The 26,802-nt window shown below is 64.2% G+C and carries 20 protein-coding genes; 9 read left to right on the forward strand and 11 right to left on the reverse strand.

The genetic code is table 11. The features are described 5' to 3' along the window. Window positions 1-196: 196 nt before the first annotated feature. Window positions 197-1,111, reverse strand: coding sequence for a tyrosine recombinase XerC (gene xerC, locus ACFY68_RS25545; protein ID WP_387533289.1), 915 nt, complete (start codon window positions 1,109-1,111; stop codon window positions 197-199). A gap of 161 nt (window positions 1,112-1,272) precedes the next feature. Between xerC and ACFY68_RS25550 the strand changes: the two genes are divergently transcribed. Continuing rightward, complete coding sequence (locus tag ACFY68_RS25550; RefSeq protein WP_387533292.1) at window positions 1,273-1,920, forward strand: DUF1345 domain-containing protein; 648 nt, start codon at window positions 1,273-1,275, stop codon at window positions 1,918-1,920. Here the strand turns inward: ACFY68_RS25550 and ACFY68_RS25555 are convergent. Next, window positions 1,846-3,075 (reverse strand): pyridoxal phosphate-dependent aminotransferase, encoded by a 1,230-nt coding sequence (locus ACFY68_RS25555; RefSeq protein WP_387533294.1) that lies wholly within the window; start codon window positions 3,073-3,075, stop codon window positions 1,846-1,848. The two genes, ACFY68_RS25550 and ACFY68_RS25555, sit on opposite strands and share 75 nt — an antisense overlap. Window positions 3,076-3,370: 295 nt before the next feature. Here ACFY68_RS25555 and ACFY68_RS25560 point away from each other — a divergent pair, with 295 nt between their 5' ends. Continuing rightward, the gene (locus tag ACFY68_RS25560) at window positions 3,371-3,631 is read left to right on the forward strand and encodes a DUF1652 domain-containing protein (RefSeq protein WP_387533297.1); all 261 of its coding nucleotides are present in this window, start codon (window positions 3,371-3,373) and stop codon (window positions 3,629-3,631) included. Here ACFY68_RS25560 and ACFY68_RS25565 read toward each other — a convergent pair. The 9 genes from ACFY68_RS25565 to ACFY68_RS25605 all read right to left on the reverse strand — a co-directional run bounded on the left by ACFY68_RS25565 (window position 3,628) and on the right by ACFY68_RS25605 (window position 19,750). Then, window positions 3,628-5,715 (reverse strand): putative bifunctional diguanylate cyclase/phosphodiesterase, encoded by a 2,088-nt coding sequence (locus ACFY68_RS25565; protein ID WP_387533300.1) that lies wholly within the window; start codon window positions 5,713-5,715, stop codon window positions 3,628-3,630. The two genes, ACFY68_RS25560 and ACFY68_RS25565, sit on opposite strands and share 4 nt — an antisense overlap. 213 nt (window positions 5,716-5,928) lie before the next feature. Next, entirely contained in the window at window positions 5,929-7,416 is a 1,488-nt protein-coding gene (locus ACFY68_RS25570; protein ID WP_387533303.1) for an efflux transporter outer membrane subunit, read from the reverse strand. Next, entirely contained in the window at window positions 7,413-10,520 is a 3,108-nt protein-coding gene (locus ACFY68_RS25575) for an efflux RND transporter permease subunit (protein WP_387533306.1), read from the reverse strand. The genes ACFY68_RS25570 and ACFY68_RS25575 overlap by 4 nt, the downstream gene beginning before the upstream one ends. Further along, on the reverse strand, window positions 10,517-13,615 hold the full coding sequence (locus ACFY68_RS25580) for an MdtB/MuxB family multidrug efflux RND transporter permease subunit (protein ID WP_387533309.1): 3,099 nt from the start codon (window positions 13,613-13,615) through the stop codon (window positions 10,517-10,519). The genes ACFY68_RS25575 and ACFY68_RS25580 overlap by 4 nt, the downstream gene beginning before the upstream one ends. After that, on the reverse strand, window positions 13,612-14,904 hold the full coding sequence (locus ACFY68_RS25585; RefSeq protein ID WP_387533312.1) for an MdtA/MuxA family multidrug efflux RND transporter periplasmic adaptor subunit: 1,293 nt from the start codon (window positions 14,902-14,904) through the stop codon (window positions 13,612-13,614). Before ACFY68_RS25585 ends, ACFY68_RS25580 begins: the two co-directional genes overlap by 4 nt. 285 nt (window positions 14,905-15,189) lie before the next feature. Further along, window positions 15,190-15,690, reverse strand: coding sequence for a thiol peroxidase (gene tpx / locus ACFY68_RS25590; RefSeq protein ID WP_387533315.1), 501 nt, complete (start codon window positions 15,688-15,690; stop codon window positions 15,190-15,192). 165 nt (window positions 15,691-15,855) lie between these two features. Continuing rightward, window positions 15,856-17,136 carry a serine/threonine transporter gene (locus tag ACFY68_RS25595; RefSeq protein WP_387533318.1) on the reverse strand — a complete coding sequence of 427 codons (1,281 nt, stop codon included), beginning with the start codon at window positions 17,134-17,136 and terminating at the stop codon, window positions 15,856-15,858. Window positions 17,137-17,409: 273 nt separating this feature from the next. Continuing rightward, window positions 17,410-18,606, reverse strand: coding sequence for an amino acid aminotransferase (locus ACFY68_RS25600; RefSeq protein WP_346614316.1), 1,197 nt, complete (start codon window positions 18,604-18,606; stop codon window positions 17,410-17,412). Between the two features lie 118 nt (window positions 18,607-18,724). Continuing rightward, window positions 18,725-19,750: an Ldh family oxidoreductase gene (locus ACFY68_RS25605; protein ID WP_387533321.1), complete on the reverse strand. Its 1,026-nt coding sequence runs from the start codon at window positions 19,748-19,750 to the stop codon at window positions 18,725-18,727. 143 nt (window positions 19,751-19,893) lie between these two features. On the opposite strand from ACFY68_RS25605, the gene ACFY68_RS25610 reads away from it, so the two are divergent. The 7 genes from ACFY68_RS25610 to ACFY68_RS25640 all read left to right on the forward strand — a co-directional run bounded on the left by ACFY68_RS25610 (window position 19,894) and on the right by ACFY68_RS25640 (window position 26,414). Next, the gene (locus ACFY68_RS25610; protein WP_346614318.1) at window positions 19,894-20,757 is read left to right on the forward strand and encodes a MurR/RpiR family transcriptional regulator; all 864 of its coding nucleotides are present in this window, start codon (window positions 19,894-19,896) and stop codon (window positions 20,755-20,757) included. 21 nt (window positions 20,758-20,778) lie between these two features. Next, entirely contained in the window at window positions 20,779-21,531 is a 753-nt protein-coding gene (locus ACFY68_RS25615; RefSeq protein WP_387533324.1) for a transporter substrate-binding domain-containing protein, read from the forward strand. 116 nt (window positions 21,532-21,647) lie between these two features. Then, entirely contained in the window at window positions 21,648-22,367 is a 720-nt protein-coding gene (locus ACFY68_RS25620; RefSeq protein WP_387533327.1) for an ABC transporter permease, read from the forward strand. Next, window positions 22,364-23,074: an ABC transporter permease gene (locus tag ACFY68_RS25625; protein ID WP_387533330.1), complete on the forward strand. Its 711-nt coding sequence runs from the start codon at window positions 22,364-22,366 to the stop codon at window positions 23,072-23,074. The genes ACFY68_RS25620 and ACFY68_RS25625 overlap by 4 nt, the downstream gene beginning before the upstream one ends. Window positions 23,075-23,088: 14 nt before the next feature. Further along, the gene (locus tag ACFY68_RS25630; RefSeq protein WP_387533333.1) at window positions 23,089-24,333 is read left to right on the forward strand and encodes an NAD(P)/FAD-dependent oxidoreductase; all 1,245 of its coding nucleotides are present in this window, start codon (window positions 23,089-23,091) and stop codon (window positions 24,331-24,333) included. Between the two features lie 22 nt (window positions 24,334-24,355). After that, the gene (locus ACFY68_RS25635; RefSeq protein WP_387533336.1) at window positions 24,356-25,138 is read left to right on the forward strand and encodes an amino acid ABC transporter ATP-binding protein; all 783 of its coding nucleotides are present in this window, start codon (window positions 24,356-24,358) and stop codon (window positions 25,136-25,138) included. 466 nt (window positions 25,139-25,604) lie between these two features. After that, window positions 25,605-26,414 carry a type 1 glutamine amidotransferase gene (locus ACFY68_RS25640; protein ID WP_346614324.1) on the forward strand — a complete coding sequence of 270 codons (810 nt, stop codon included), beginning with the start codon at window positions 25,605-25,607 and terminating at the stop codon, window positions 26,412-26,414. Window positions 26,415-26,802: the final 388 nt, after the last annotated feature.

The following is a 26,802-nucleotide window of genomic DNA, read 5'->3' on the forward strand; positions in this document are numbered from 1 at the left end:
CTGGCAACTATGGCCTCACAGGCCATGGCACGTTGCAACAAATGTGGGAGCGGGCTTGCCCCGCGAAGCGCCGCGCGGGCGGCGCTCGATCTCAAGGGCGCTGAAGATTCCAAGGCAAGCGCTTCGCGAAGCGCCGCGCGGGCGGCGCTCGATCTCAAAAGCAACGAAACGCCCCCGCCCTACACCCGGCCCCACCTCAATAGTCGAACCGATCCACCGCCCGCCGCCGCTCATTGTCATCGCGCCGGTCATAACTGGCGGTGGTCTGGATGTTGGCATGGTGCGCCAGCTTCTGCGCGATCGACAGGTCGTGCTCCTCGATCACCCGGGTGATGAACGCCCGGCGAAAATCATGCGGCATGATTTTTACCCCAACCTGCGCGCCGCGCTGGCGGGCGATGTAGTAGATCGCATGCTTGGTGATGCGAGCACGGGTGATGTGGTTGCCACGACGAATGCGATTGAACAGGAACGGGTCGTCCGAGGCCCCTGCAGGCAGGTCCTGCCGGCGCAGGTCAAGCCAGGCCTGCAGCTTTTCGAAGGCCCATACCGGCGCATACTTGATCAACTGCCGGTTGCCCTTGCCCAGAACCTGCAGGCTACGGGCTTCGAAGTCCACCTGGTCCAGGTCGATGTCCACCGACTCCGACTTGCGCATACCGGTGCCGTACAGCAGCGCAATGATTGCCGCATCACGAACCCCTTGTGGGCGTGGGTCGGCTGCGCACACATCCATCAGCTCGCGAATCAGGCTGCGGCGCAGGTTGCGCCCGGGCGGCAATCGGCTGCCGGTGGCCGGCTTGACCTCCCGAATGCGCAGCAGCTGCTCATGGTCGATCAGGCCCTGACGCCAGGCTTCATTCATCACCCCGCGTATGGCGTTGACGTACAGCGATGAGCTGTTGGGCGCGTAGCCATCGGTGCGCAGTGCCGCCACCAGGCCGATCACGTGGCCCGGCTCCAACCGGTGCCACGGCACATCGACCAGATTGCAGTCAACGAAACCCAGCCGGTCGGCAGCGTCTTGAAGGATGTAGCGCATGGTCTGCTGGCTGGAGGGTGCCAGCCTGGCGAGGTATTGCAGCAGCGGATTTTGCGAAAGGTCGGACAAAACGTGGATCCTGTAGCGGTGCCTGGCGCGGCATGCACCCCGCCAGGCGTAAAGCGGCCAGTGTGATTTCCTTGAAATTCAGGGGCTTCGACACGGGCATGAGCTGAAATGTTATCCCATAGGCTATCGTGGTAGCCATGACTCCCTGTCGATGAGGCCCCATGGCTCTGCACCGCCTTACCCGTAGCCACCCCCGCCTGAGCATTGCTGCGCTGGCAGGTTTGGCCAGCGCCTGGTTCATTCCAGGCGCAGACACCATCCAACGCATTCTCGCCGGCTGGAACTTCGGTGTCTGGTTGTACCTGCTGCTGGTGCTCTGGCTGACCTGCCGGGCAACCCCCGAGAAAGTTCGCACAGTCGCTCGGGTCGAAGACGAAAACGCGGGCCTGGTGCTGTTTACCGTGTGCATCGCCGCCATTGCCAGCCTGGCCGCAGTGACCCTGCAATTGGCGTCAAGCCGCGGCCTGCAAGGCACCGACCAGGCCCTGCACTACCTCTACACCAGCTTGACCATCGCAGGCTCGTGGCTGCTGATAGGTTGTATCTTCAGCCTGCATTACGCCCGGCTGTTCTACACCGGCGAGGGTGATGAACCGGCGCTGCGCTTCGCCGACGGGGAACGCAACCCGGATTATTGGGACTTTCACTACTTCTCGTTCACCCTCAGCGTCGCCGTGCAAACCTCCGACGTCGGCGTCAGCGGGCGCGGCATGCGCAAGGTGGTGCTGGCCCATTCACTGGTGGGCTTCGTGTTCAACACGGCGATCCTCGGCTTCACCATCAACATCGCGGCCGGCCTGCTCGGCTAGCACGCGCCTGGCGCAGGCAGCTACACGCCGGCATACCTCCTCGAGCTGCTCGGCCGCGAGCACCAGCGCCAGGCGAACATGCCCTGCGGCGCTGGGCCCGAAGGCCTCTCCCGGCAGCAACGAAACGCCCTCCTCGATCAGCAAGCGCTGGGCGAAGGCCTGGGCACTGAGCCCGGTAGCGCGGATATCGACCATCACGAACATGCCACCTGCCGGCCGATGGGCACGCACCCCAGGGCAATCGGCCAGGGCCGCGCACACCCGGTCACGACGCTGCCGGTAAGTTTCGCGCATGTGCCCAACCACAACCGGGTGCTGTTCCAACGCCACGCAGGCAGCCCGCATGACGAACTCCGGCAAGCCGAACAGCATGGCCATGGCCAGGTTGCCCAGGTGTGTGGCCAGCGTGCTGGGGCCGACGACCCAACCCACACGCCAACCACTCATGGCGTGCGACTTGGACACGCTGTCGATGATCACGCAGCGCTCGGCCATGCCCGGCAGGTTGGCCGGGTCAGCCGCTTCACCGTCATACAGCAGGCCACTGTAGACCTGGTCGCAGATCAGCCAGAGGTCGTGTTCACGGCAAAGGTGGGCAAGTTGCGCCATGTCCTGCGGCGCAATCGCTGCACCGGTGGGGTTGTGCGGGGTGTTGAGCAGCAAGGCGCGGGTACGCGCAGTGATAGCTTGGCGTACGGCCAGCGGGTCGAGGCGAAAGCCCTGCTCCGGGCGGACGGGCACCTGCACCGGCAGCGCCCCGCAGGCGCCGAGCACGCCGTGGTAGGTGACGTACATGGGCTCGGCGACAATCACTTCATCGCCCGCCTCGAACAGGCACTGACAAACACAATAGAGCGCACACTGGGCACCGGCCAGCACGACCACCTGCTCGATGCTCACCTGGGGGCCGGTGCGCCGCGCGATGGCCTGGCGCAGGGCCACGCTGCCGCGCACATCGCTGTAATGCGTATCGCCGCGGCGCAGGCTGCTGACCGCGGCTTCCACAATCGCAGGGGGGGTGTCGAAGTCCGGGTCGCCCACGGATAACAGGAAAATCTCCCGTCCTTCGCGGCGCAGCGTCTGGGCTTGGTAGTGCACATCCCAGGCAGCAGCGGCGTCGCCGGCGATGCGTTGAGTGAGCGTGGAATAGCGCATGACTGTCTCCCTGTCTGCCCAGCTCGCACCGCTCGTCCGAAAACGTTGTGCGCCGAATGGGGTTAAAAATAGCAGAACCCACCGGTACCCCTGCTGCCTTCATGCAGGGAAAACGTTTGCCTGGCAATTTGCCGCCAAACGGTGTGCAGGACGCCTTTGTGACCGGGGTCATGCATTAGTACATTTGTCTTGTTTGGCGCAGAACAGTCACGGAACCGGTGCTATCTTTAGCTTCCCGGCGGCTGTCTTCGCGGCCCCTCGATCACCGCGTCCAGGTACGGACAAGGAGGCTGGCATGAACAAGATGACGTTCCCCAACGCCTGCCAGGTGATGCGTTGGCACTTCCATCCGCTAGGCTTCGAAGCCAGCATGGATGCGCCACGCAGCATGATCGCCCGCCTGTTCGACCGCGCCACCGGCGAAACCCTGCTGGCCATCGCCGGCATCCCCTGCACCGCGATCATGGCGGCGGCGGATGTCGAACGCATCATCGAGGCCGTGGAGGCGGAGATGGAAGTGTTCGGGTCGGCCCTTGCGCTGCGTAATGCGGTCTAGGCGACCGCTTCTGGGCTCTGCTGCAGGGCCTGCCACTCGTCCATGAACTGCTCCGCCGGCACGGGTTGGCCCAGCAGATAACCTTGCAAGGAATCACACCCCAGGCGGGTCAGGAAGTCCTGTTGCCCGTCTGTTTCCACGCCTTCGGCGACGATACGCAGCCCCAGCGCCTGGCCCAGGGCGACGATGGCCGAGACGATGGCGGCATCATCGCTGTCCTGCTCCAGGTCGCGCACGAAGCCGCGGTCGATCTTCAGCTCGTTGGCCGGCAAGCGCTTGAGGTACATCAGGCTCGAATAACCAGTACCGAAGTCGTCGATGGACAGGTCAACACCCATGTCGGACAGGCGTTGCAGCACCGTCAGGCTGGCATCGGCATCGTGCATCGCGGTGGTTTCGGTGATTTCCAGTGTCAGGCAGTTGGCCGGCAGGTCGTTGTCACGCAAGGCGCGGGCGACGCTGTCGACCAGGCCGGTATGGCAGAACTGGATGGCTGAAAGGTTGACCGCCATGCGCCACCCCTTGCGCCCCTGATCAAGCCACTGGCGCATCTGCCGGCAGGCTTCATCCAGTACCCACTCGCCAATCGGGATGATCAGGCCGGTTTTCTCCGCCAGGCCGATGAAGCGGTCCGGCAGCAGCAGGCCATGCTGCGGGTGCTGCCAGCGCAGCAAAGCCTCGGCCCCGATTGGCTGGCAGGCCTGGGCGTCGAACTTGGGTTGGTAATGCAGGCGGAACTGGCGCTGCTCCAGGGCCAGGCGCAGGTCCTGCAGCAGTTGCAACTGCTGGCGGGCGTTGCTGTTCATCGACACGTCGAAGAAGCTGTAACCGTTCTTGCCGGCGCTCTTGGCGTGGTACATGGCCGCGTCGGCGTTGCGCAGCAGTTCAAGCTGGTCCTGGCCGTTGCCCGGGTACAGCACAATGCCCAGGCTTGCGGTCAGCTGCAGGTCATGTTCGGCTACATGGAACGTTCGTGACACCAGGTTGACCTGCTTGACCGCTACATCCATGGCATCTTCCGCCTCCTGCAGTTCGACCAGGAGCACAAACTCGTCACCGCCGATGCGAGCCAAGGTGTCCTGGCTGTGCAGGTGACCACGAAGGCGCGCGGCAACCGCCTTGAGCAGCAGGTCGCCAACGTGATGGCCGAAGGCATCATTGACCGGTTTGAAGCCATCCAGGTCAATGAACATCAATGCGAAACAGCCACCCTGCTCTGCCACCTTGCCAATCGCCTGCTCGATCCGGTCGGATAGCAGTGTGCGGTTTGGCAGGCCGGTCAAGGTGTCATGCAGCGCCAGTTGGGTCAGCTCCTGGTTGGCGAGCGTCAGCGAACGGGCAAGCTCTGCGGTACGCGCTTCAAGGCGCGCGTCCAGCACCGAGGTCAGCAAGGCCACCGCCAGCACCGCCAGGGTAGTGATCAGTACCAGGTACACCAAGCTGTCCCCCTGCAGGCCGCCCGTCAGGGCACCGCAGAAACTGCCCGCTGGGAAATTCGCCGCCGCCATGCCGGTGTAGTGCATGCCGACGATGGCAACGCCCATCAGCACCGCAGCCAGGCCACGGATCTGCCGCACATAGGGTGTGTGCTTGCGCAGGCGGAAGGCAATCCACAACGCCGCCGCCGATGCCCCTACCGCTATTGCCAGCGAGGCGCCGAACAGTGTGGGGTCGTAGTCGATGCCCGGCAGCATGCGCAGCGCCGCCATGCCGGTGTAGTGCATGCAGCTGATGCCTGCGCCCATGATCAACGCGCCAAACGCCAACTGCAGCCCGGGCAGGCTGGGCTGGCTCACCAGCCAGAGGGCGAAGCCGGACGACAGCACGGCGATCAGTAACGAGAATGCCGTGAGCCCAATGTCGTAGCCCAGGTTGATTGGCAGGCTGAAGGCGAGCATGCCGATGAAGTGCATCGACCACACGCCAATGCCCATGGCCAGCGCGCCCCCGCCCATCCACAGGTACACGGCCCGACCCTTGGCGGTGGCGATACGACCGGTCAGGTCAAGGGCGGTGTAGGACGCAAGGATGGCCACGCACAGCGAAATCAACACCAGCGAAGGGGAGTAGCTACCGGTCAGCATTGGGAGTTCCAGCAACGGGTCAGGGGTGCCCGAAAAAACTGACGATTGTACTCAAGCTTTGCCGAAACGCACGGGCTTTTTGCGAATGGGAACGGCTCCAATAAGGCGACGAAACCAGCACGAAGCCTGCCCTAGACGCGTTCGCGGCTAGAGTGCAGGCATATTGCCACTGGTCGGTTTGCTGTCAGCCCATAGCCCGTCACGTTCCCCCGGTCACTCCTGTTCGGCAAACGCCTGATCGGCATCCCAACCGCCACCCAGCGCGGCAATCAACTGCACACTGGCCACCAACCGGCCCTGAAGCAGGTTAAGCGCGCTGCGTTCGTTGCTCAGCGCGGTGGTCTGCACGTTCACCACATCCAGGTAACCGATCAACCCGGCGCGGTACTGGTTCTCGGTCAGGCGCAACGATTCGCGCGCGGCATCCAGCGCTTCCTGGCGCACCACCGCCTCGTCGGCATACACCTTCAGTTGCACCAGGTAGTTCTCGACCTCCTTGAAGCCGTCGAGCACGGTCTGGCGGTACTGCGCCACGGTCTGGTCGTATACCGCGACGGTACGGTCCACTTCGGCGCTGCGTTTGCCCGCATCGAACAATGTCAGCGCCAGTTGCGGGCCTACCGACCAGTAGCGGTTGGGCAACTGAATCCAGTTGTTGAAGGTGCTGCTGGAGTAGCCGCCGCTCATGCTCAGGCTCAAATCCGGGAAATACGCCGCACGGGCCACACCGATGTTGGCGTTGGCCGCCATCACGTTACGCTCGGCCGAGGCGATGTCCGGCCGGCGTTCGAGCAGTTGCGAGGGCAAGCTGACCGGGATCTGCGGCAAGGCCGGGATGCGCTTGCTGTCGGCCAGGGCGAACTCGGCCGGCGCCTTGCCGAGCAACACGGCGATGGCGTTTTCGAACTGGGCGCGCTGCCAGATCAGGTCGATCAGGTCGGCCTGGGTGCTCTTGAGCTGCGTGCGGGCCTGGGCCACCGCGTCAGGGCCGGAAACCCCGGCGCGGTACTGGTTCTCGGTCATCCGCAACGACCGTTCATAGGTGGCGACGGTGGCTTCGAGCAGGCGCTTCTGCTCATCGATCACGCGCAACTGCAGGTAGTTCTGTACCAGCTCCGACTGCTGGCTGAGGCGAATCGCGGCGAGGTCGGCGAAGCTGGCTTCAGCGCTGGCCTCGTTGGCGTTCATGGTTTCGCGCAACTTGCCCCACAGGTCGATTTCCCAGCTCACGCCAAGTTGCGCATTGTAGGTGTTGCGGATGCCGCTGCTGTTGTTGGACAGGCTGGAGCTGGAGCTGCCAGTGCCTTGCGCCGAACGGTTCTTGCTGGCGCTCAGGTCCAGGCTGGGGAACAGCGATGCACGGCTGCTGCGTACCAGTGCCTGAGCCTGACGGTATTGAGCTTCCGATTGCGCCACGGTCTGGTTGCTGCGGTTGAGCTCCTCGACCAGCGCATTGAGCCCGGCATCGCCGTAAACCTCCCACCATGCGCCACGGGCAATGGCATCGGACGGGTTGGCCTGGGTCCAGCCTTCAGCCTGCTTGAATTGCGCCGGCGTGCTCAGCTCGGGGCGCTGGTAGTCCGGGCTCAGGGTACAGGCGCTGAGCAGCGCCACGCAGAGCCCGGCGCCGACCAGGCGCGAGCCACGCCCGCGGGTCAGCAACTTCAGGGCGTGGTGGAGTGGAGTCTGGGCAAAGTTCATAGCGGAGTTTCCAGAGCGGCGTCGGTGCGCACGCCACGCCAATGGTTGAATCGGTGACGCAGGCGGTCCAGGTACAGGTACACCACCGGCGTCGTATAAAGGGTCAGCACCTGGCTGAACACCAGGCCGCCAATGATCGTCAGGCCCAGCGGCTGGCGCATTTCTGCGCCCTCGGCCCGGCTCAGCAGCAACGGCAAGGCGCCGAGCATGGCCGCCAGCGTGGTCATCAGGATGGGCCGCAGGCGCAGCAGGCAGGCACGGCGGATGGATTCTTCCGGCGTCAGGCCCTGGTGGCGCTCCAGCTGCAGCGCAAGGTCGATCATCAGGATGGCGTTTTTCTTCACCACCCCGATCAGCAGGAACAGGCCCAGCAGCGAGATCAGGCTGAACTCCCCGCCCGTAACGTACAGCGCGAGCAAGGCACCGACCCCGGCCGAGGGCAAGGTCGACAGAATGGTCAGCGGGTGGATGTAGCTTTCGTACAAAATGCCCAGCACCAGGTACACCAGCACCAGCGCGCCGAGGATCATGAATGGCTGGCCTTGCTGCGTTTTGGCGAAGGCATCGGCAGTGCCGCCGAGTTTTGCGATCACCTCTTCGGGCAGCCCGAGCTTGGCCACCGCCCGCTCCACTGCCGCCATGGCCTGGTCCGGGCTGTAGCCCTCGGCGACATCGAAGGCGATGTCTTCGGAGGCGAACTGCCCTTCGTGGCTGACCCGGTCGTTGGCCAGGCTGTTCTCGTAGTGGGCGATGGTCGACAGCGGCACCCGTGCACCGTCGCTGGTGATCACCTGCACCTGCTCCAGCGTGCTGGGGTCCCAGGCGTATTTCGGGTTGATCTCCAGCACCACCTGGTACTGGTTGAGGCTGTCGTAGATGGTCGAGATCTGCCGCTGGCTGTAGGCGTTGTTCAGCACCGTGGTGACCATGCTCATGTCGATGCCCAGGCGTTTGGCCTGGTCACGGTCGACCACCAGGGTTACCTGCTGGGTGCCGGAGCCGTCGCGGGCATCGATGGCGGTCAGCTCGGGCAGCGCACGCATGGCGGCGACTACCTTGGGGAACCACTGACGCAGGGCAGCCAGGTCGCCGCTCTGCAGGGTATACAGGTACTGCGACGAGGTCTGGTCGCGGCCACCGCCACCAAGCTGCAAATCCTGGTCGGCCATCAGGAACAGGCGCCCGCCAGGCACCTTGGGCATTTCTTTGCGCAAGCGCTCGATGACCTTCTGCGCGTCTATCTTGCGCTCGCTGATCGGCTTCAGGCGCACCAGCACCATGGCGTTGTTGGTGCCGCTGTTGCCACCGATGAACCCTGCAACGCTCTGCACGGCCGGGTCGGCGAGCAGGGCGCGACGGTAGGTCTCCATCTTCGGCTGCATCACGCTGAACGACAGGCCGTCGTCACCGCGGATGAAGCCCATCAGCTGGCCGGTGTCCTGTTGCGGGATCAGCGTTTTCGGCACCACCACGTACAGCGCGATGTTGATGCCGATGGTCGCCAGCAGGCTGATCAGGGTCAGCCGCCTGTGGCGCAAGGCCCAGCCCAGGCTGCGGTCGTAGCCATCGACCATGCGCTTGTGCACTTTGTCGCTCCAGCGCTGCAGGCGCGTCTGCTCGGCGCGATGCGGCTTCAGCCAGCGGGCACAGAGCATAGGCGTCAAGGTCAGCGACACCACCAGCGAGACGATGATCGCCGCCGCCAGGGTGATCGAGAACTCCTGGAACAGGTTGCGCACGATGCCGCCCATGAACAGGATCGAGACGAACACTGCCACCAGCGAGACGTTCATCGACAGCAAGGTGAAGCCGACCTCCTTGGCACCGAGAAACGCTGCGCGCATGGGCGGCTGGCCGTCCTCGATGTGCCGCGAAATGTTCTCCAGCACCACGATGGCATCGTCCACCACCAGGCCGGTGGCAAGGATCAGCGCCATCAGCGACAGGTTGTTCAGCGAGAAGCCGCACAGGTACATCACCGCGAAGGTGCCCACCAGTGACACCGGCACCGCCAGGGTGGGGATCAAGGAGGCGCGCAGACTGCCAAGGAACAGGTACACCACCAGGACCACCAGCACCACAGCGATCAACAGCGTGTGCTCGGCCTCCTTGAGGGTAGCCTTGATCACCGGTGAGCGGTCCATGGCCACATTCAGCTGCACGCTGGCCGGCAGCAGCGACTGCAAGGCCGGCAACTGCGCGTGGATCTGGTCGACGGTTTCGATGATGTTGGCGCCGGTCTGGCGGTTGACCACCAGCAGCACCGCGCTCTGGTCATTGAAGAAGCCACTGTTGTAGCGGTTCTCGACGCCATCGGTGATGGTCGCCACGTCGGACAGGCGCAGGATTGTGCCGTTCTCCTGGCGGATCACGATCGGTTCGTAGTCCTTGGCTTTTTCCAGCTGGTCATTGGCCCGCACCTGCCAGTTGCGCTCGCTGTCTTCGACAAAGCCCATCGGCCGGCGCTGGTTGGCGTTGTCCACGGCGGTACGCACTTCGTCCAGCGAAAGGCTGTACTGGTTGAGCAGTTGCGGCTCGACGGCAATGCGCACCGCGGGCAGCGAGCTGCCACCGATCTGCACTTCCCCTACCCCACTGACCTGGGCCAGGCTCTGCGACAGGATGGTGTCGGCCAGGTCATACAGCTGGCCCTTCTGCAGCACATCCGAGGTCAGCGACAGCACCATGATCGGTGCCTGCGCCGGGTTGATCTTCTTGTAGGTGGGCATGCTGCGCATACCGCTGGGCAGCAGGTTGCGGGTGGCATTGATGGCCGCCTGCACCTCGCGCGCTGCGCCGTCGATATCCCGGCCTTGCTCGAAACCAATGATGACCCGGGTCGAGCCCTGGTTGGAGCTGCTGGTCAGTGTGGTAACACCGGCGATGCTGCCAAGCTTTCGCTCCAGCGGCGTGGCCACCGTGGACGCCATCACCTCGGGGCTGGCGCCGGACAAGTTGGCCTGCACCACGATCACCGGGAAGTCCATCTGTGGCAAGGGCGCTACCGGCAGCAAGCCGAAGCTGACGCCACCGAGCAGCATGATCGCCAGGCTCAGCAGCATGGTCGCCACGGGCCGGCGAATGAATGGGCCGGACAGGTTCATGCCTCGGCCTGCCTGGCGTCAGTGGCCGGGCGCCAGCGGCGTGCCAGGCGATCGAAGTACAGGTAGATGACCGGTGTGGTGAACAGGGTCAGTACCTGGCTCACCAGCAGGCCGCCGACCATGACCAGGCCCAACGGTTGGCGCAGTTCTGCGCCGGAGCCGGTGGCCAGCATCAGCGGTATGGCGCCGAACAGCGCTGCCAGGGTGGTCATCAGGATCGGTCGGAAGCGCAGCAGCGCCGCCTGGTAGATCGCGTCGTGCGGGGTCATGCCCTGGTGGCGCTCGGCCTCGAGGGCGAAGTCGATCATCATGATCGCGTTCTTCTTGACGATGCCGATCAGCAGGATGATGCCGATGATCGCGATCATGCCCAGGTCGTTGCCGCTGATGAGCAGCGCCAGCAAGGCGCCGACCGCCGCCGACGGCAGGGTCGAGAGGATGGTGACCGGGTGGATGTAACTTTCGTACAGCACACCGAGCACGATGTACATGGTCACCACGGCGGCGAGAATCAGCAGCAAGGTGCTCGACAGCGACGCCTGGAACGCCTCGGCAGCGCCCTGGAATTTGGTCTGCACGCCGATCGGCATGCCGATCTCCTGCTGCACCTGCTCGATCACCTTGACCGCCTCGCCCAGGGACGCACCGTGGGCCAGGTTGAACGACATCATCACCGCCGGGAACTGGCCGATGTGCGAAATGGCCAGCTGGGCCTGGCGCTGTTCGATGCGCGCCAGGGCCGACAGGCGTACCTGGCCACCGTCGCTGGCCTTGACGTGGATCGACTCCAGCGCCTGCGGGCCGATGCTGGCGGCGTCACGCGACTGCAGCACCACGCGGTACTGGCTGGCCTGGGTGTAGATGGTCGAAATCTGCCGCTGGCCGAAGGCGTCGTACAGGGCGTTGGTGATCTGCGAAACGTTGATGCCCAAGCGGCTGGCCATGTCGCGGTCGATCACCAGGTACACCTGCAGGCCCTTGTCCTGCAGGTCGCTGGCCACGTCCTGCAGTTCTGGCCGTTGTTGCAGGGCGCTGACCAGCTTGCCGCTCCACTGCGCGAGCAGGTCGGCGTCGGGTGAGGACAGGCTGAACTGGTACTGGGTGCGGCTGACCCGGTCCTCGATGCTCAGGTCCTGCACCGGTTGCATGAACAGGCGGATGCCTACCAGCTTGTCGAGCTGCGGTTGCAGCCGGCTGATCACTTCGCCGGCGGTCACGTCGCGCTCGCCGTGGGGTTTGAGGTTGATCAGCAGACGACCGCTGTTGAGCGTGGCGTTGTCGCCGTCCACGCCAATGTAGGACGACAAGCTCTGCACCGCCGGGTCCTGCAGGATCACCTTGCTCAGGGCCTGCTGGCGTTCGCTCATGGCGGCGAACGAGGTGGATTGCGGCGCTTCGGAAATGCCCTGGATCACGCCGGTGTCCTGCACCGGGAAGAAGCCCTTGGGCACCGCCATGTACAGCACGACAGTCAGGCCCAGGCTGGCCACGGCCACCAGCAAGGTCAGCGGCTGGTGGCGCAGCACCCACTGCAGGCCGCGCCCGTAGTGTTCGATCAGCCAGTCGATCCAGGCGCCACTGGCACGGTAGAAGCGGCCCTGTTCTTCCTCCTTCGGTTCACGCTTGAGCAGCCGCGCGCACATCATTGGCGTCAGGGTCAGCGACACCACCAGGGAAATCAGGATCGCCACCGCCAGGGTAATGGCGAACTCGCGGAACAGGCGGCCGACCACATCGGCCATGAACAGCAGCGGGATCAGTACGGCAATCAGCGAGAAAGTCAGCGAGATCAAGGTGAAGCCGATCTGCCGGGCGCCCTTGAGCGCTGCCTGCATCGGGGTTTCACCCTCTTCGATGTGCCGCGAAATGTTCTCCAGCATGACGATGGCGTCATCGACCACGAAACCGGTCGCGATGGTCAGGGCCATCAGCGTCAGGTTGTTGATCGAAAAGCCCGCCAGGTACATCACGCCAAAGGTGCCGATCAGCGACAGCGGCACGGCAATCGAGGGGATGATGGTGGCGCTGACGCGGCGCAGGAAGACGAAGGTGACCATCACCACCAGAACGATGGCGATCAGCAGTTCGTGCTGCACGTCCGTGACGGCGGCGCGGATGGTCTGGGTACGGTCGGTCAGCACCGACACGTCGAGGCCAGCCGGCAGGTTGTCGGTAATCGACGGCAGCAGTTGCTTGATGCTGTCGACCACTTCGATGACGTTGGCGCCCGGCTGGCGCTGGATGTTCAGCAACACTGCCTGGTTCTGGTTGGCCCACGCCGCCAGGCGCTCGTTCTCGGCGCCGTCGACGATTTCGGCAACGTCCTTCAGGCGCAGTGGCGCGCCGTTGTTGTAAGCCAGGATCAGGTTGGCGTACTCGGCCGGGGAGCGCAGCTGGTCGTTGGCGTCGAGCATCGACACCCGGGTCGGGCCGTCGAAGTTGCCCTTGGGCTGGTTGACGTTGGACGCACCGATCAGGGTGCGCACGTCTTCCAGGTTGAGGCCGTTGGCGGCCAGTGCGTCGACGTTGACCTTGATGCGCACGGCCTGGCGCTGGCCGCCTGCAATGCTCACCATGCCCACCCCGCTGATCTGCGCAAGCTTCTGCGCCACGCGGGTGTCGACCAGGTCATTGAGCTTGGGCAGCGGCATGGTCTTGCTGGAAATCGCCAGGGTCAGTACCGGCGTATCGGCCGGGTTGACCTTGTTGTACACCGGTGGTGCCGGCAGGTCGCTGGGCAGCAGGTTGCTGGCGGCGTTGATCGCCGCCTGCACCTGTTGCTCGGCAACGTCCATGTTCATGTCCAGGCTGAAGCGCAAGGTCAGCACCGAGGCACCGCCCGAGCTGGTCGAGGCCATCTGGGTCAACCCCGGCATCTGCCCGAACTGGCGCTCCAGCGGCGCGGTCACGGCGCTGGTCATTACCTGTGGGCTCGCACCCGGGTACAGAGTCATGACCCGGATGGTCGGGTAATCGACCTGGGGCAAGGCCGACACCGGCAGCAACTTGTAGGCGATCAGGCCGGCCAGGACGATGGCCAGCATGCTCAGCGTGGTGGCGACCGGGCGGAGGATGAACAGGCGCGACAGGTTCATGCGCCCGCCTTGCCTGCCGCTTCACCGGCCTGCGCCGAACCTTTCGAGTCCTGGCCCTGCAGGTGCTGGCCTGGGGTGGTCGGCACTTGCGAGCTGTCTTCGACCACTTCCACCTTGGTGCCTTCGCGCAGGCGGTCGGTGCCTTCGAGCACCAGCCGGTCACCCGCCTTCAGCCCTTCGAGGATCACACTGTTCTCACCGTCGGTGGCGCCCACCTTGAGCTTGCGCACATTGACCGTGTTCTCGGCATTGACCACATAAGCAAAGGTGCCGTCGTTACCGAACTGGATCGCCGCCGCCGGAGCCATGACCACTTGCTTGAGGGTATCGGCCAGCAGGCGCACGTTGACGAACTGATTGGGGAACAGGGCCAGGTCCTTGTTCTCGAAACGGCCCTTGAACTTCAGGGTGCCGGTGGTGGTGTCGATCTGGTTGTCGATGCTGCCCAGCACGCCGGTGGACTGAAGTTTGCTGTCGCTGCGGTCCCAGGCCTCGACCGGCAGGCTGGCGCCGCTGCGGTAGCGCTCGAGCACAGTGCTCAGCTCGGTTTCCGGCAGGGTGAAGGCGACGTTGATCGGCTCGGTCTGGGTAATGACCACCAGCGCTGTGGTGTCGTTGGCTGCCACCAGGTTGCCCAGGTCCAGCTGGCGCAGGCCCACGCGGCCATTGATCGGTGCGCGGATCTGGGTGAAGTCGAGGTTCAGGCGAGCATCGTTGACCTGGGCCTGGTTGGTTTTAACCAGCCCCTGGAACTGCGCGACCTGGGCTTCGGAGGTATCGAGCGTCTGCTTGGCGATGCTGTCTTCGGCGTACAGGCCTTTATAGCGCGCCAGGTCGACCTGGGCGTTTTTAAGCTGTGCCTGGTTTTGCGCGAGCGTGCCTTCGGCCTGCTGCAGCGCGATGCGGTAGGAGCGTGGGTCGATTTCGGCGAGCAGGTCGCCGGCCTTGACCTGCTGGCCTTCCTTGAAGTGGATTTTCACCAATTCGCCGGCCACCCGACTGCGCACGTTGACCGTATTGGTCGCAGTGACCGTGCCCAGGGCCTTGTAGTAGAGCGGGAAGTCGCCCACCCGTACCGGCTCGACCCGCACCGGCACTGCCTCGGTAGAGCCACCGAACCCTGGGCGGCCGCCCATCATGCCCATGCCTTTGCCCGGCCGCCCCCCGCCGCCCTCCTTGTTGGCAGGCGTTGCGGCGGGCCACAGCCACCAGGCCAGCAAGGCCACCAGCAGCAGGATCAGCAGGCCGACGAGCCAGCGACGGGGGGATCGGGAGACAGAAGCTTGCATGGGTTGAACGAACCTTGTTCGGAATGACGACTTGGGAGGGTGAACGATAAGCACTGGCATCGTTTTAGCAAAGGCCCTTTACCAGAGGTTTACCTTTGCCTGACGTTGCCAAAAGGTTGAACTTTAAATGAAAACGGCCCGGAAAGCGTTCCGGGCCGTTACAGGGTGTTGCTTGGAGAGGATGGGGGGTGGAGAGTTCCGTTGCCCAACAAGTACCTGTAGCAGCGGGCTTGCCAGCGAAGAGGCCGGAACAGGCGACAAAAAACCGCCCTGCCCCCGCAATCCTTACTTCAGAACAGCCAGCGCCGCATCATAGTTAGGCTCGTCGGCGATTTCGCCAACCAGCTCGCTGTGCAGCACCTTGTCGTTCTCATCCAGCACCACCACGGCGCGGGCAGCCAGGCCGGCCAGCGGGCCGTCGGCGATGGCGACGCCGTAGGTTTCGAGGAATTGACGGCCGCGCAGGGTCGACAGGTTCTTCACGTTCTCCAGGCCTTCTGCGCCGCAGAAGCGAGCCTGGGCGAACGGCAGGTCGGCGGAAATGCACAGCACCACGGTGTTGGCCACATCGTTGGCCTGGGCGTTGAACTTGCGCACCGAGGTGGCGCAGGTCGGGGTGTCGACGCTTGGGAAGATGTTCAGCACCTTGCGCTTGCCGGCGAAGTCCTTCAGCGACTTGTCGGCCAGGCCTTCACCTACCAGGGTGAAAGCAGGAGCCTGGGCACCGGCTTTCGGCAGTTCGCCGTTGACCTGAACCGGGTTGCCTTTGAGCGTCACTTGAGCCATGGGACGAAATCCTTATGCGGGGTTTGAAAAGGACCCTGAGTTAAGCATGAAGGTGGCCGGGTGCCTATGGGGTCCGGTGAAATTGTTCCATTAATGGCTAATTCTTGTGGACAAACGTCCGGGTGGCGACAGCCAACCCGGACACTTCCTACGCCCAGCAGCGAATCAGGCCAGCAGGCCGTACACCACGGAGGTCAGCGCGACCAACCCGACCACTACCACGAACACGTTGGACAGCGCGCCGCTGTACTTGCGCATCGAGGGCACGCGGCGGATGGCGTACATCGGCATCAGGAACAGCAGCACGGCGATAATCGGGCCGCCGAGCGATTCGATCATGCCGAGGATGCTCGGGTTGAGGGTGGCGACGATCCAGCACACCACCAGCATCAGCGCGGCAACCACGCGGTCCAGCGCCTTGGCGCCGGGGCGCGCGCCGGTCTTGGCGATGATGCCTTTGAGGCCTTCGCTGGCACCGATGTAGTGGCCCAGGAACGATTTGGCGATGGCAATGAAGGCAATCAGCGGCGCGGCAAAGGCGATGGTCGGGTTGCTGAAGTGGTTGGCCAGGTACGACAGGATCGACAGGTTCTGCGCCTTGGCCTCGGCCAGTTGCGCGCTGTCGAGCGTCAGCACGCAGCTGAACACGAAGAACAGCACCATGGCCACCATCAGCAGGTGGGCGCGGGCCAGGATCTGGCCGCTGCGCTCGTCGGCGTGCTCGCCGTAACGGCGCTTCTGGTCAACGGCAAAGGCCGAGATGATCGGCGAATGGTTGAACGAGAAGACCATCACCGGAATCGCCAGCCACACGGTGTGCAGGAACGCCGAACCCGACGGCAGCTGGGTGGCGCTGTCAAGGATGCCACCGGTCCAGTGCGGTACCAGGTACAGGCCCAGCAGCGCCAGGGCGACGATGAACGGGTAGACCAGCAGGCTCATGACCTTGACCGTGGCCTGCTCGCCGCAACGCACGATGGCCAGCAAACCGAGGATCAGCACGAACGACAGCAACGCCCGTGGCGGCGGCGCCATGTGCAGCTGGTGCTCCATGAAGCTGGTGACCGTGTTGGTCAGCGCCACACTATAGATAAGCAGGATCGGGAAGATGGCGAAGAAGTACAGGACGGTGATGAGTGCGCCGGCTGTGATGCCGAAATGCTCTTCGACCACTTCGGTGATGTCGCCGCCGCTGCGCCCGGACAACACGAAACGGGTCAGGCCACGGTGGGCGAAGTAGGTCATCGGGAACGCCAGTGCGGCGAGGATCATCAGCGGCCAGAACCCGCCGAGGCCAGCGTTGATCGGCAGGAACAAGGTGCCTGCACCGATGGCGGTGCCGAACAGGCCCAGCATCCAGGTAGTGTCTTGACGCGACCAGCTGCCCAGGGCGGCCGGGGTTGATTCTTCATAGCGCCGTTCGACGCTTGGGGCCTGCTCATTCATTCCGGGTGTAGCTCCACTCGCAAGACTGCAACAGGGCTGGGAATGGCGAAACAGACGCTTCGTGCACCCCAACCAGATCAAGAGGGGCGCGATTGTGCACTGAAAGTGGGCGGTTGCGAAGCCCCGTCCGAGGGACGGTTGCACTTGTCATGACAACAAGGTGGCACCAGGAGGGCCGCTTCGCTGGGCAGGCCCGCCCCCACAGGTGCAACTCAGCACTTGTGGGAGCGGGCTTGCCCCGCGAATGGGCTGCAAAGCAGCCCCCTTGTCACATCACTTCTGAACGGCAGCGAACGCTTCGGCAACCCGTTGCAGGTTGGCCGGGCGCAGGCCGGACATGCACACCCGGCCGCTGTCGATCAGGTACACACCAAACTCGTCACGCAGGCGACGGACCTGCTCGACGCTGAAACCGGTGTAGCTGAACATGCCGCGCTGGCGCAGGAAGAACTGGAAGTCCTGGCCTGGCAGCAGCACCGCCAGCGCATCGACCAGCGCCTGGCGCATGTCGAGGATACGCTTGCGCATCACTTCCACTTCAGCTTCCCACTGGGCATTCAGGGCAGCATCGCCGAGCACGCCGGCCACCAGCTGGGCACCGAAGTTGGGTGGGCTGGAGTAGTTGCGGCGCACAGTGGCCTTGAGCTGGCCGAGTACGCTCTGGGTAGTGGCTTCGTCGTCGCAGACCACCGACAAGCCCCCTACCCGCTCGCCGTACAGCGAGAAGATTTTCGAGAACGAGTTGCTGACCAGGCACGGTACGCCGGCACGGGCCATTTCGCGGATAGCGTAGGCGTCTTCAACCAGGCCTTCGCCAAAGCCCTGGTAGGCGATGTCGAGGAACGGAATCAGCTGGCGAGCCTTCACCACTTCCACCACTTGCTGCCACTGGTTCTGGGTCAGGTCGGCGCCGGTCGGGTTGTGGCAGCACGGGTGCAGCAGCACCACGCTGTTGGCCGGCAGGGTCTGCAGGGTGGCCAGCATGCCGTCGAAGTCGACGCCACGGGTAGTCTGGTCAAAGTACGGGTAACTATTAACCTTGAACCCGGCGCCTTCGAAGATGGCGCGGTGGTTGTCCCAGGTCGGGTTGCTGACCCAGACTTCCGACTGCGGGAAGTAACGCTTGAGGAAGTCGGCACCGACCTTGAGCGCGCCGGAGCCGCCAACGGTCTGCACGGTGGCCACGCGCTTGCCGGTCACGGCCGGGTGGTCGGCACCGAACAGCAGCGCCTGGATGGCCTGGCGGTAGCTGGCCAGGCCTTCCATCGGCAGGTACAGCGAGGCTTCGTGGTCAACACCGGCAATGCGTTTTTCCACCGCATCCACGGCCGCCAGCTGCGGCACCACGCCGGCCTCATCGTAGTACAGGCCGATACTCAGGTTGACCTTGTCGGCGCGCGGGTCGGCCTTGAAGGTTTCCATCAACGAGAGGATCGGGTCGCCGGCATAGGCATCGACATGTTTGAACACAGCGTGCAGCTCCTTGGATCAGGACAGTTCGGAAAGGCTGCCCTGAGGATACCCGGAGTCGGCGGGAAGGAACATCACCTAATGTGCAAGGTTGTCTATGCAAGAATGCACAGGGCACTCAGCCGAGCAGCGCCTTCAGGCCCTGCAGCTCCTGCTCGGTCACCGCCACCCCTTCGCGCTCGGCAATTTCACGCTCCCGGTAACGCCGCTCGCCCGGCATCCGCGTCAACCCCACCGCCTGCATCTGCTCGACCAGCTCACGGCTGCGCTGGGCAAAGCGGTCGCCTTCGGCCTTGCTCGGGTCGATGACGATGATCAACTGCCCGGTCCACGGCGTTTTCGCGCCCGGGTGGCCCGACCAGTCGAACTCCCAGGAAAAATGCCCACCGGTCAGTGCCGCGGCCAGCAGTTCGACCATCATCGACAGCGCCGAGCCCTTGTGGCTGCCAAACGGCAGCAGTGCGCCCCCTTCGAGAATGGCCTTGGGGTCGGTGGTCGGCTGGCCGTCGGCGTCCACGCCCATGCCTTCGGGTAACGGCTGGCCGGCACGGGCGGCAATTTGCACGTCGCCATGGGCCATGGCGCTGGTGGCCATGTCGAAGACGATCGGGTCATGCCCAGCACACGGCGCCGCAAACGCAATAGGGTTGGTGCCGAACAGCGGCTGGCGCGCACCATGCGGCACCACGCAGGTCATGCTGTTGACCACGCTCAGCGCCACCAGGCCTTCATCGGCGAACGGCTCGACATCCGGCCACAACGCGGCGAAGTGGTGCGAATTGTGGATCGCCAGCACCGCGATACCAGCACTGCGAGTCTTTTCGACCAGCAGCCCACGCGCTGCCGCCAAGGCCGGTTGAGCAAAGCCACCGCCCGCATCGACCCTGACATAACCGGATGCCACATCGCTCACCTGCGGCGCGGCCTGGCCGTTGACCCAACCGCTGGCCAGGGTCGAGACATACCCGGGAATACGAAATACCCCGTGGCTATGGGCGCCATCACGCTGGGCGCTGGCGCAGTTGTGGGCGAGCACGCCGGCCACCGCCTCGCTGCAGCCGTGGCGCTGGAAGATCGCTTGCAACAGGCCCTGCAGCTCGGCAAAAGGCACGCGCACGACGGGATCGGTGGAAGGTGCAGACATCTGAAGCTCCTTTCTTGGATTTGGAATGGCAACAGCATTGGCAGCGACAAAAACTTTCCTGCATGTGACAGCTATCTGTCAAATATTGACGCAGTGACAGAAAACATCCATTTTCTATTCCACGCCTCACCTGGAGCAGCGGCATGAGCCAACCGATCAAGCAACGCCTGGAAAACAGCCTGCAAGGGGCCACGGCTTCGGGCCACAAGATCGCCAGCTACATGCTCGCCAATCTTCAGCAATTGCCTTTTCAGACCTCTGCCAGCATCGCAGACAAGCTGGGGGTCAGCGAATCCAGCGTCGGGCGTTTCTGCCGCTCCCTCGGTTATGCCCATCTCAAGGCGCTCAAGCAAGACCTGCAGAGCGACTTGGGTGACGGCCCGTGGCTGGTGGGCGACCGTTTGCAGGAGTATCGCCAGCAACACGATGACAGCCACCGCGCGGGCAGCCTGGAGCTGGAAATCGCCGCGTTGGTGCGGGTGCATGAATACAGCCGCAGCGATGCCTGGCACCAGGCCGCCCAGCGCCTGGCGGACAGGCCACGGGTGTTCATTGCCGGTTTTCAGACCGAGCGCGGCGTCGCCCAGTGCATGGCGCACCTGCTGCACTACCTGCGCGATGGCGTGCAAGTGGTGGACGGCAGCGCTGGGCACTTTGGCGACGTGCTGCTTGGCCGCCCGGAAAACAGCGCCCTGGTAGTGTTCGAGGCGCGCCGCTATTCCCGCCATGCCCTGCTGCTGTGCCAGAAGGCACGCCAGGCCGGCATACCCGTGACGCTGGTGACCGACACGTTCTGTGACTGGGCCGATGCCAACGCCGACGAGGTGTTCCGCATCCCCACCGAATTCAATCTGTTCTGGGAATCCACCTCGGCGATGCTGTCGTGGGTGCACCTGATGGTCAACGAGGTCTGCAAGAAACTTGGGCCGGATGTTGAAAAACGCTTGGAAGCGACTGCCGCTCTACATAACGAGTTCGTCGGCTACACGACGGGCAAACAACAATAGCAAGAGTGCAAGAGGTGCAAGATGAACAAGACCATGGCTATGGTGGGGGCGTGTGCCCTGCTGCTGGCGGGGGCCGCCAGCGCCGAAACCCTGCGCTTCGCCACCGAGGGCGCGTACCCGCCCTTCAACTATGTGGATGCCGATAACCAGCTGCATGGCTTCGACATCGACATCACCCACGCCCTGTGCGAACAGATGAAAGTGGAGTGCACCCTGGTCGCCCAGGACTGGGAAGGCATCATCCCCGCCTTGATGGCGCGCAAGTACGATGCCGTGGTGGCCTCGATGATCGACACCGAAGAGCGGCGCAGGAAGATCGCCTTCACCGAGCACTACTACCGCACCCCGCTGACCGTCGCCGTGGCCAAGGACAGCAAGATCAGCGACGCTCAGACCACGTTCAACGGCTACACCGTGGGCGCCCAGTCGTCCTCCACCCAAGCGATCTATGCCGAAGATGTATACGCCAAGGCCGGCGCCGACGTGAAACTCTACCCGACCCTGGACGAGGCCAACGCTGACCTCGCCGCCGGCCGCCTGGACGGGGTGATCGCCGACAAGTTCCCGCTGCACGAGTGGATGACCAAGAACGGCCAGGACTGCTGCAAGGTACTCGGCGACGTGGCCGGGACCAAGGCCGATGCCGCCATTGCCGTGCGCAAGGACGACGAGGCGCTGCGCCAGCGCCTGAATGCCGCACTGACAGCGATCGTCGCCAACGGCACCTACCAGAAGATCGCCAGCAAGTACTTCGACTTCGACATCTATAACTGACTTTCCGCCCCAATCGCCGCAAGTCGGCCCCCACAGAGATCCCAGGTTCGCTGCGACACCTGTGGGGTCGGCTTGCCGGCGATTGAGGCCGGGCCAGCCAATACAAGGTATGTGTCATGCTCGATCAATTGTCCTTGCTGTCCTTCGCCAGTGGCGGCTGGGGCCAGGCGCTGCTGGCCGGCGCGCTGGTGACCGTGTCGCTGGCCCTCGCCTGCCTGCCCATCGGCCTGCCGCTGGGCCTGGCCGTGGCCCTGGCGGCGCGCTCACGCAAACGCCTGGCGCGCGCCTGGGCAACCTGCTTTTCCACCGTGTTCCGTGGCTTGCCCGAGCTGCTGACCCTGCTGATCATTTATTACGGCTGCCAGATCGCTGCGCAGAAGCTGCTGGCCGCGATGGGCTACCAGGGTGAGTTCCTGATCAATACCTTCCTCGCCGCCATGATCGCCTTCAGCCTGGTGTTCGCCGCGTTTTCCAGCGAGATCTGGCTGGCTGCCTTCAAGACCCTGCCCAAAGGCCAGCTTGAAGCCTGCTCGGCGCTGGGCCTGGGCAGGCGCACGGCGTTCTTCCAGGTAGTGCTGCCACAGCTGACGCGCATTGCCCTGCCAGGGCTTTCGAACAACTGGCTGTCGTTGCTCAAGGACACCTCCTTGGTATCGACCATCTCGCTGGTCGACCTGATGCGCCAAACCAACCTCGCGGTCAGCGTCACCAAAGAGCCCATGTTCTTCTATGGCGTGGCCTGCCTGGGGTACCTGCTGTTCGCAGCACTGTCGGGGCGGGTGTTCGCCTTCATCGAACGGCGCAGCAACCGTCACCTGCAAGGAGCACGCACATGAGTGCCGAACAACTGCTGAACCTGGTGCTCGACCCCGAGCTACTGGAACGCTACGGGCCGCGTTTTGTGGATGGTTTGCTGGTAACGGCCAAGCTGGTGGCGATTTCCTTCAGCCTCGGCGCCGTGCTCGGCCTGCTGCTGGCGCTGGCGCGGATGTCGCGCCACCTGGTGCTGCAACGGCTGGCCGCCGGCTACGTCTACTTCTTCCGCGGCTCGCCCCTGCTGGCGCAGCTGTTCCTGCTGTATTACGGCCTGGGTTCGTTGAAGGGCTTCTGGCAGGACGTCGGCCTCTGGTGGTTCTTCCGCGAAGCCTGGTTGTGCACCTTGCTGGCCTTCACCCTGAATACCGCCGCCTACCAGGCCGAAATTTTCCGCGGCAGCCTGATGGCGGTGGCGCCCGGGCAGCATGAAGCCGCACGGGCATTGAACCTGAAACGCTCGACCACCTTCTTCAAGGTGATCCTGCCGCAATCGTTGCTGGTGGCCATCGGCCCGCTGGGCAACGAGCTGATCCTGATGATCAAGGCCAGCGCCATCGCCTCGTTGGTGACGATCTACGACCTGATGGGGGTGACCAAGCTGGCGTTCTCGCGCAGCTTCGACTTCCAGATCTACCTGTGGGCCGCTGTGCTCTACCTGGTGATCGTGGAGCTGGTACGGCGCCTGCTGAAACACCTGGAAGCCCGCCTGGGCCGCCACTTGAACTGACCGAGGATACATTCATGCATTGCCAGACCCTTGTCCTTGGCGCCGGTATCGTCGGCGTCAGCACCGCCCTGCACCTGCAGGCACGCGGGCGCCAGGTGATCCTGATCGACCGCAACCAGCCCGGCAGCGGCACCAGCCATGGCAACGCCGGGCTGATCGAGCGCTCCAGCGTCATTCCCTATGCCTTCCCGCGGCAATTCGGCGCACTGCTGCGCTACGGCCTGAACCGCCAACCGGACGTACGCTACAGCCTGCTGCACCTGCCCACGGCCGCGCCGTGGCTGCTGCGCTACTGGCGGCAATCAGCGCCTGGGCGGCTGGCCGGCGCTGCCGCCGATATGCTGCCGCTGGTGCAGCGCTGCGTCGAAGAGCATGACGCGTTGATCGCCGCCGCCGGCCTTGAAGGGCTGGTGCAGGCCAAGGGCTGGATCGAGGTGTACCGCGACCCTGCGTTGTTCGAGCAGGCCAAGGCCGAGCTCAAGGGCCTGGCCCGTTACGGCCTGCGCTACGAGATTCTCGAGCGCGGGCAAATGCAAGCCCGCGAGCATCAGCTCGACAGTGCCGTGGTCGGCGGCATCCATTGGCTGGACCCGAAAACCGTGAAGGACCCCGGTGCCCTCACGCGTGGTTACGCCGCATTGTTCGTGCAGCGTGGCGGGCAGTTCCTGCATGGCGATGCATGCAGCCTGCGCCAGGCCGGCGGGCAGTGGCAGGTCGACAGCCAGCGCGGTTCGATCACCGCCGACGAAGTGGTGGCCTGCCTCGGCCCGCAGTCAGCCGACCTCTACCAGCGCCTGGGTTACCAGATCCCGCTGGGTATCAAGCGCGGCTACCACATGCATTACGGCACCCGCGGCGGCGCCCAGCTGCAGCACTCGATCTGCGATACCCAAGGCGGCTATGTGTTGGCCCCAATGGCACGTGGCGTGCGCCTGACCACCGGCATCGAGTTCGCCGCCAGTGACGCGCCGGGCAACGAGATCCAGCTCAAACGCTGCGAAGCGCTGGCGCGCAAGCTGTTCCCTGCCCTGGGCGAGCGTCTGGACGAAAAGCCCTGGCTAGGCCGCCGCCCGTGCCTGCCCGACATGCGCCCGGTGATCGGCCCGGCGCCGCGGCATGAAGGCCTGTGGTTCAACTTCGGCCACGCGCACCACGGCCTGACCCTCGGCCCAGTCAGCGGCCGGCTGCTGGCCGAACTGCTCACCGGCGAGCGCCCCTTTACCGACCCTGCGCCTTACAGCGCGGCACGTTTCGACTGAATCCAAGCGGGAGAACCACAACATGACCGCCCCTTTGAGCGTTGCCAGCCTTGCCCCTGAAACCGACCCACGCCCGGTGCTCATCCGCATCGAGGGCCTGAACAAGCACTATGGCGCCTATCACGTGCTGCGCGACATCGACCTGCAGGTGCGCGAAGGCGAGCGCATCGTGCTGTGCGGCCCGTCCGGCTCGGGCAAATCCACCCTGATCCGCTGCATCAACCGCCTGGAGGTCGCAGAACACGGCAGCGTCCAGGTGGCCGGTACGGACCTCGCCGCCACCACCCGCCAGGCGGCCCAGGTGCGCAGCGAGATCGGCATGGTGTTCCAGCATTTCAACCTGTTCCCGCACATGAGCGTGCTGGACAACTGCCTGCTGGCGCCCACCAGCGTGCGCGGGCTGTCGCGCAAGGACGCCGAGGAGCGGGCGCGGATGTACCTGAGCAAGGTGGGTATCGAAAGCCAGGCGCACAAGTACCCCAGCCAGCTGTCCGGTGGCCAGCAGCAACGCGTGGCAATCGCCCGTGCACTGTGCATGAAACCGCGCATCATGCTGTTCGACGAGCCAACCTCGGCACTCGACCCGGAAATGGTCGCCGAGGTACTGGATGTGCTGGTGCAGTTGGCCGGCACCGGCATGACCATGCTGTGCGTCACCCATGAAATGGGGTTCGCCCGGCAGGTAGCAGAGCGGGTGCTGTTTCTTGAAGGGGGGCAGATCATCGAGGACAGCCCGCCGCAGGTGTTCTTCAACCAACCACGCACCGCACGGGCCAAAAGTTTTCTGGCGCAGATCCTTCATTAAGGCCACTGGCCCTATCGCCGGCAAGCCAGCTCCCACAGGTATGGACTGCCCCCTCCAAGAAGTTGGACACCAATCCAACCCTTGGGGGCAGTCCAGGTACGGCGCAGGTCTTGGATGCGCCTGATTTCCCTGTGGGAGCCGGCTTGCCGGCGATAGCAAGGGCCTTTCATTGCACCGCTGCAATGACCCAACTGCGTCGTTAAATATTATTGACCTCACCCCCTGCCAAACCCTTACCGCCTGAGGCCCGCAAGGGTTTGAGCCCCCGAATTTCGGCGTGCTATCCCTTCCAACCCCCCTGCCAGTCGTTTGACATATCGAACGGCTCTGGCAAGCTGTCTACAAGCCCCGACCGGAATCGTCGCCTCTGACGAGCCGGCAGTGCTCGGGGCTTCAGGTAGCACATCAGGCCCCGGGCCGTGCACCTGCACAACAACGACAGGTCGAACCTGTCATAAGGTGACATATGTCCAACAGCAACATTGGCAACAAGCAACCTTCCCTGCGCAAACCCGTCGTCCTGATGACCATGGGCAGCCAAGAGCGCAAAGGCCATGACTATCAGGTCATGACCCACAAATACATTACCCCGCTGGTCGACTTCTCCGATTGCGTCCCGGTTCTGGTGCCCACCTGCTGTGGCGTCGAAGACCTCGAGACCTATCTGGACATGGCCGACGGCGTTTACCTGACCGGTGCCGGCAGCAACATCGAGCCAAGCCTGTACGGCCAGGAAAACCAGACCCCGGGCAAAGGCCAGGACGTCAATCGCGACCTGTTCGACATCCCGCTGGTGAAGGCAGCGCTCAAGCGCGGCCTGCCAATCTTCGGCGTCTGCCGCGGCATGCAGGAAATCAATGTGGCCCTGGGCGGCGACATCTACCAGAAGGTCTACGCCGAACCTGGCTTCAACGACCACCGCGAAAACCCGGAAGACCCGGTCGAGGTGCAGTACGCCCAGGTGCACAGCGTGAAGATCAAGCCGGGCAGCTGGCTGCGTGACACCCTCGGCACCGACGAGATCCGCGTCAACTCGTTGCACGGCCAGGGCCTGCGCAACCTGGGTGCCGGCCTTGAGCCGATCGCCCATGCTGAAGACGGCCTGGTCGAAGCGATCCACGGCCCGAGCATTTCGCCGTTCCTGTTCGCCGTGCAGTGGCACCCGGAGTGGCAAGCTGCGAAGAACCCTGACTCTATCAAGATCTTCCAGGCCTTCGGCGATGCCTGCCGTGCCCAGGTTCGCAAGTCCCAGATCAAGCGCCAACAGGCGGCTTGACCCTCAGCTTCGTTAGGTTTTGATCGCGGGGCGGCGCAAGGTCGCCCCCGCTTCCTCGGTCACCCTCTGCTGGTCCCAGAACACTTCCCGTGGAAGCGGGCGGCGGGCCTGTGCCTGTCTCCGCGATCGTTTTTTATCCCGCTTAAGAGATACGATGACCGTATGTGTGGTCGTCGTAGCATTTTCTGCGCCTGGGAGATCGAGCGCCGCCCGCGCGGCGCTTGCCTTAGGATCTTCAGCGCCTATGAGATCGAGCGCCGCCCGCGCGGCGCATCGCGGGCAAGTCGGATCGCCGCACCGCCGCTCCTACATTTGTTGCAACGTGCCATTCCAGTCAGGCCATGGTTGTCCGCCTTGGCGCATGACTGAAGACAGGTGAGGCGGCAGC

The sequence above is a fragment of the Pseudomonas sp. NPDC012596 genome, from assembly GCF_042902325.1.
In the GTDB taxonomy this organism is placed as follows: Bacteria; Pseudomonadota; Gammaproteobacteria; order Pseudomonadales; family Pseudomonadaceae; genus Aquipseudomonas.

Coding starts and splice junctions, on each gene's coding strand:
- ACFY68_RS25550 (WP_387533292.1), top strand. CDS start 1,273: ATGGCTCTGCACCGCCTTACCCGTAGCCACCCCCGCCTGAGCATTGCT.
- ACFY68_RS25555 (WP_387533294.1), bottom strand. CDS start 3,075: ATGCGCTATTCCACGCTCACTCAACGCATCGCCGGCGACGCCGCTGCT.
- ACFY68_RS25560 (WP_387533297.1), top strand. CDS start 3,371: ATGAACAAGATGACGTTCCCCAACGCCTGCCAGGTGATGCGTTGGCAC.
- ACFY68_RS25565 (WP_387533300.1), bottom strand. CDS start 5,715: ATGCTGACCGGTAGCTACTCCCCTTCGCTGGTGTTGATTTCGCTGTGC.
- ACFY68_RS25570 (WP_387533303.1), bottom strand. CDS start 7,416: ATGAACTTTGCCCAGACTCCACTCCACCACGCCCTGAAGTTGCTGACC.
- ACFY68_RS25575 (WP_387533306.1), bottom strand. CDS start 10,520: ATGAACCTGTCCGGCCCATTCATTCGCCGGCCCGTGGCGACCATGCTG.
- ACFY68_RS25580 (WP_387533309.1), bottom strand. CDS start 13,615: ATGAACCTGTCGCGCCTGTTCATCCTCCGCCCGGTCGCCACCACGCTG.
- ACFY68_RS25585 (WP_387533312.1), bottom strand. CDS start 14,904: ATGCAAGCTTCTGTCTCCCGATCCCCCCGTCGCTGGCTCGTCGGCCTG.
- tpx (WP_387533315.1), bottom strand. CDS start 15,690: ATGGCTCAAGTGACGCTCAAAGGCAACCCGGTTCAGGTCAACGGCGAA.
- ACFY68_RS25595 (WP_387533318.1), bottom strand. CDS start 17,136: ATGAATGAGCAGGCCCCAAGCGTCGAACGGCGCTATGAAGAATCAACC.
- ACFY68_RS25605 (WP_387533321.1), bottom strand. CDS start 19,750: ATGTCTGCACCTTCCACCGATCCCGTCGTGCGCGTGCCTTTTGCCGAG.
- ACFY68_RS25610 (WP_346614318.1), top strand. CDS start 19,894: ATGAGCCAACCGATCAAGCAACGCCTGGAAAACAGCCTGCAAGGGGCC.
- ACFY68_RS25615 (WP_387533324.1), top strand. CDS start 20,779: ATGAACAAGACCATGGCTATGGTGGGGGCGTGTGCCCTGCTGCTGGCG.
- ACFY68_RS25620 (WP_387533327.1), top strand. CDS start 21,648: ATGCTCGATCAATTGTCCTTGCTGTCCTTCGCCAGTGGCGGCTGGGGC.
- ACFY68_RS25625 (WP_387533330.1), top strand. CDS start 22,364: ATGAGTGCCGAACAACTGCTGAACCTGGTGCTCGACCCCGAGCTACTG.
- ACFY68_RS25630 (WP_387533333.1), top strand. CDS start 23,089: ATGCATTGCCAGACCCTTGTCCTTGGCGCCGGTATCGTCGGCGTCAGC.
- ACFY68_RS25635 (WP_387533336.1), top strand. CDS start 24,356: ATGACCGCCCCTTTGAGCGTTGCCAGCCTTGCCCCTGAAACCGACCCA.
- ACFY68_RS25640 (WP_346614324.1), top strand. CDS start 25,605: ATGTCCAACAGCAACATTGGCAACAAGCAACCTTCCCTGCGCAAACCC.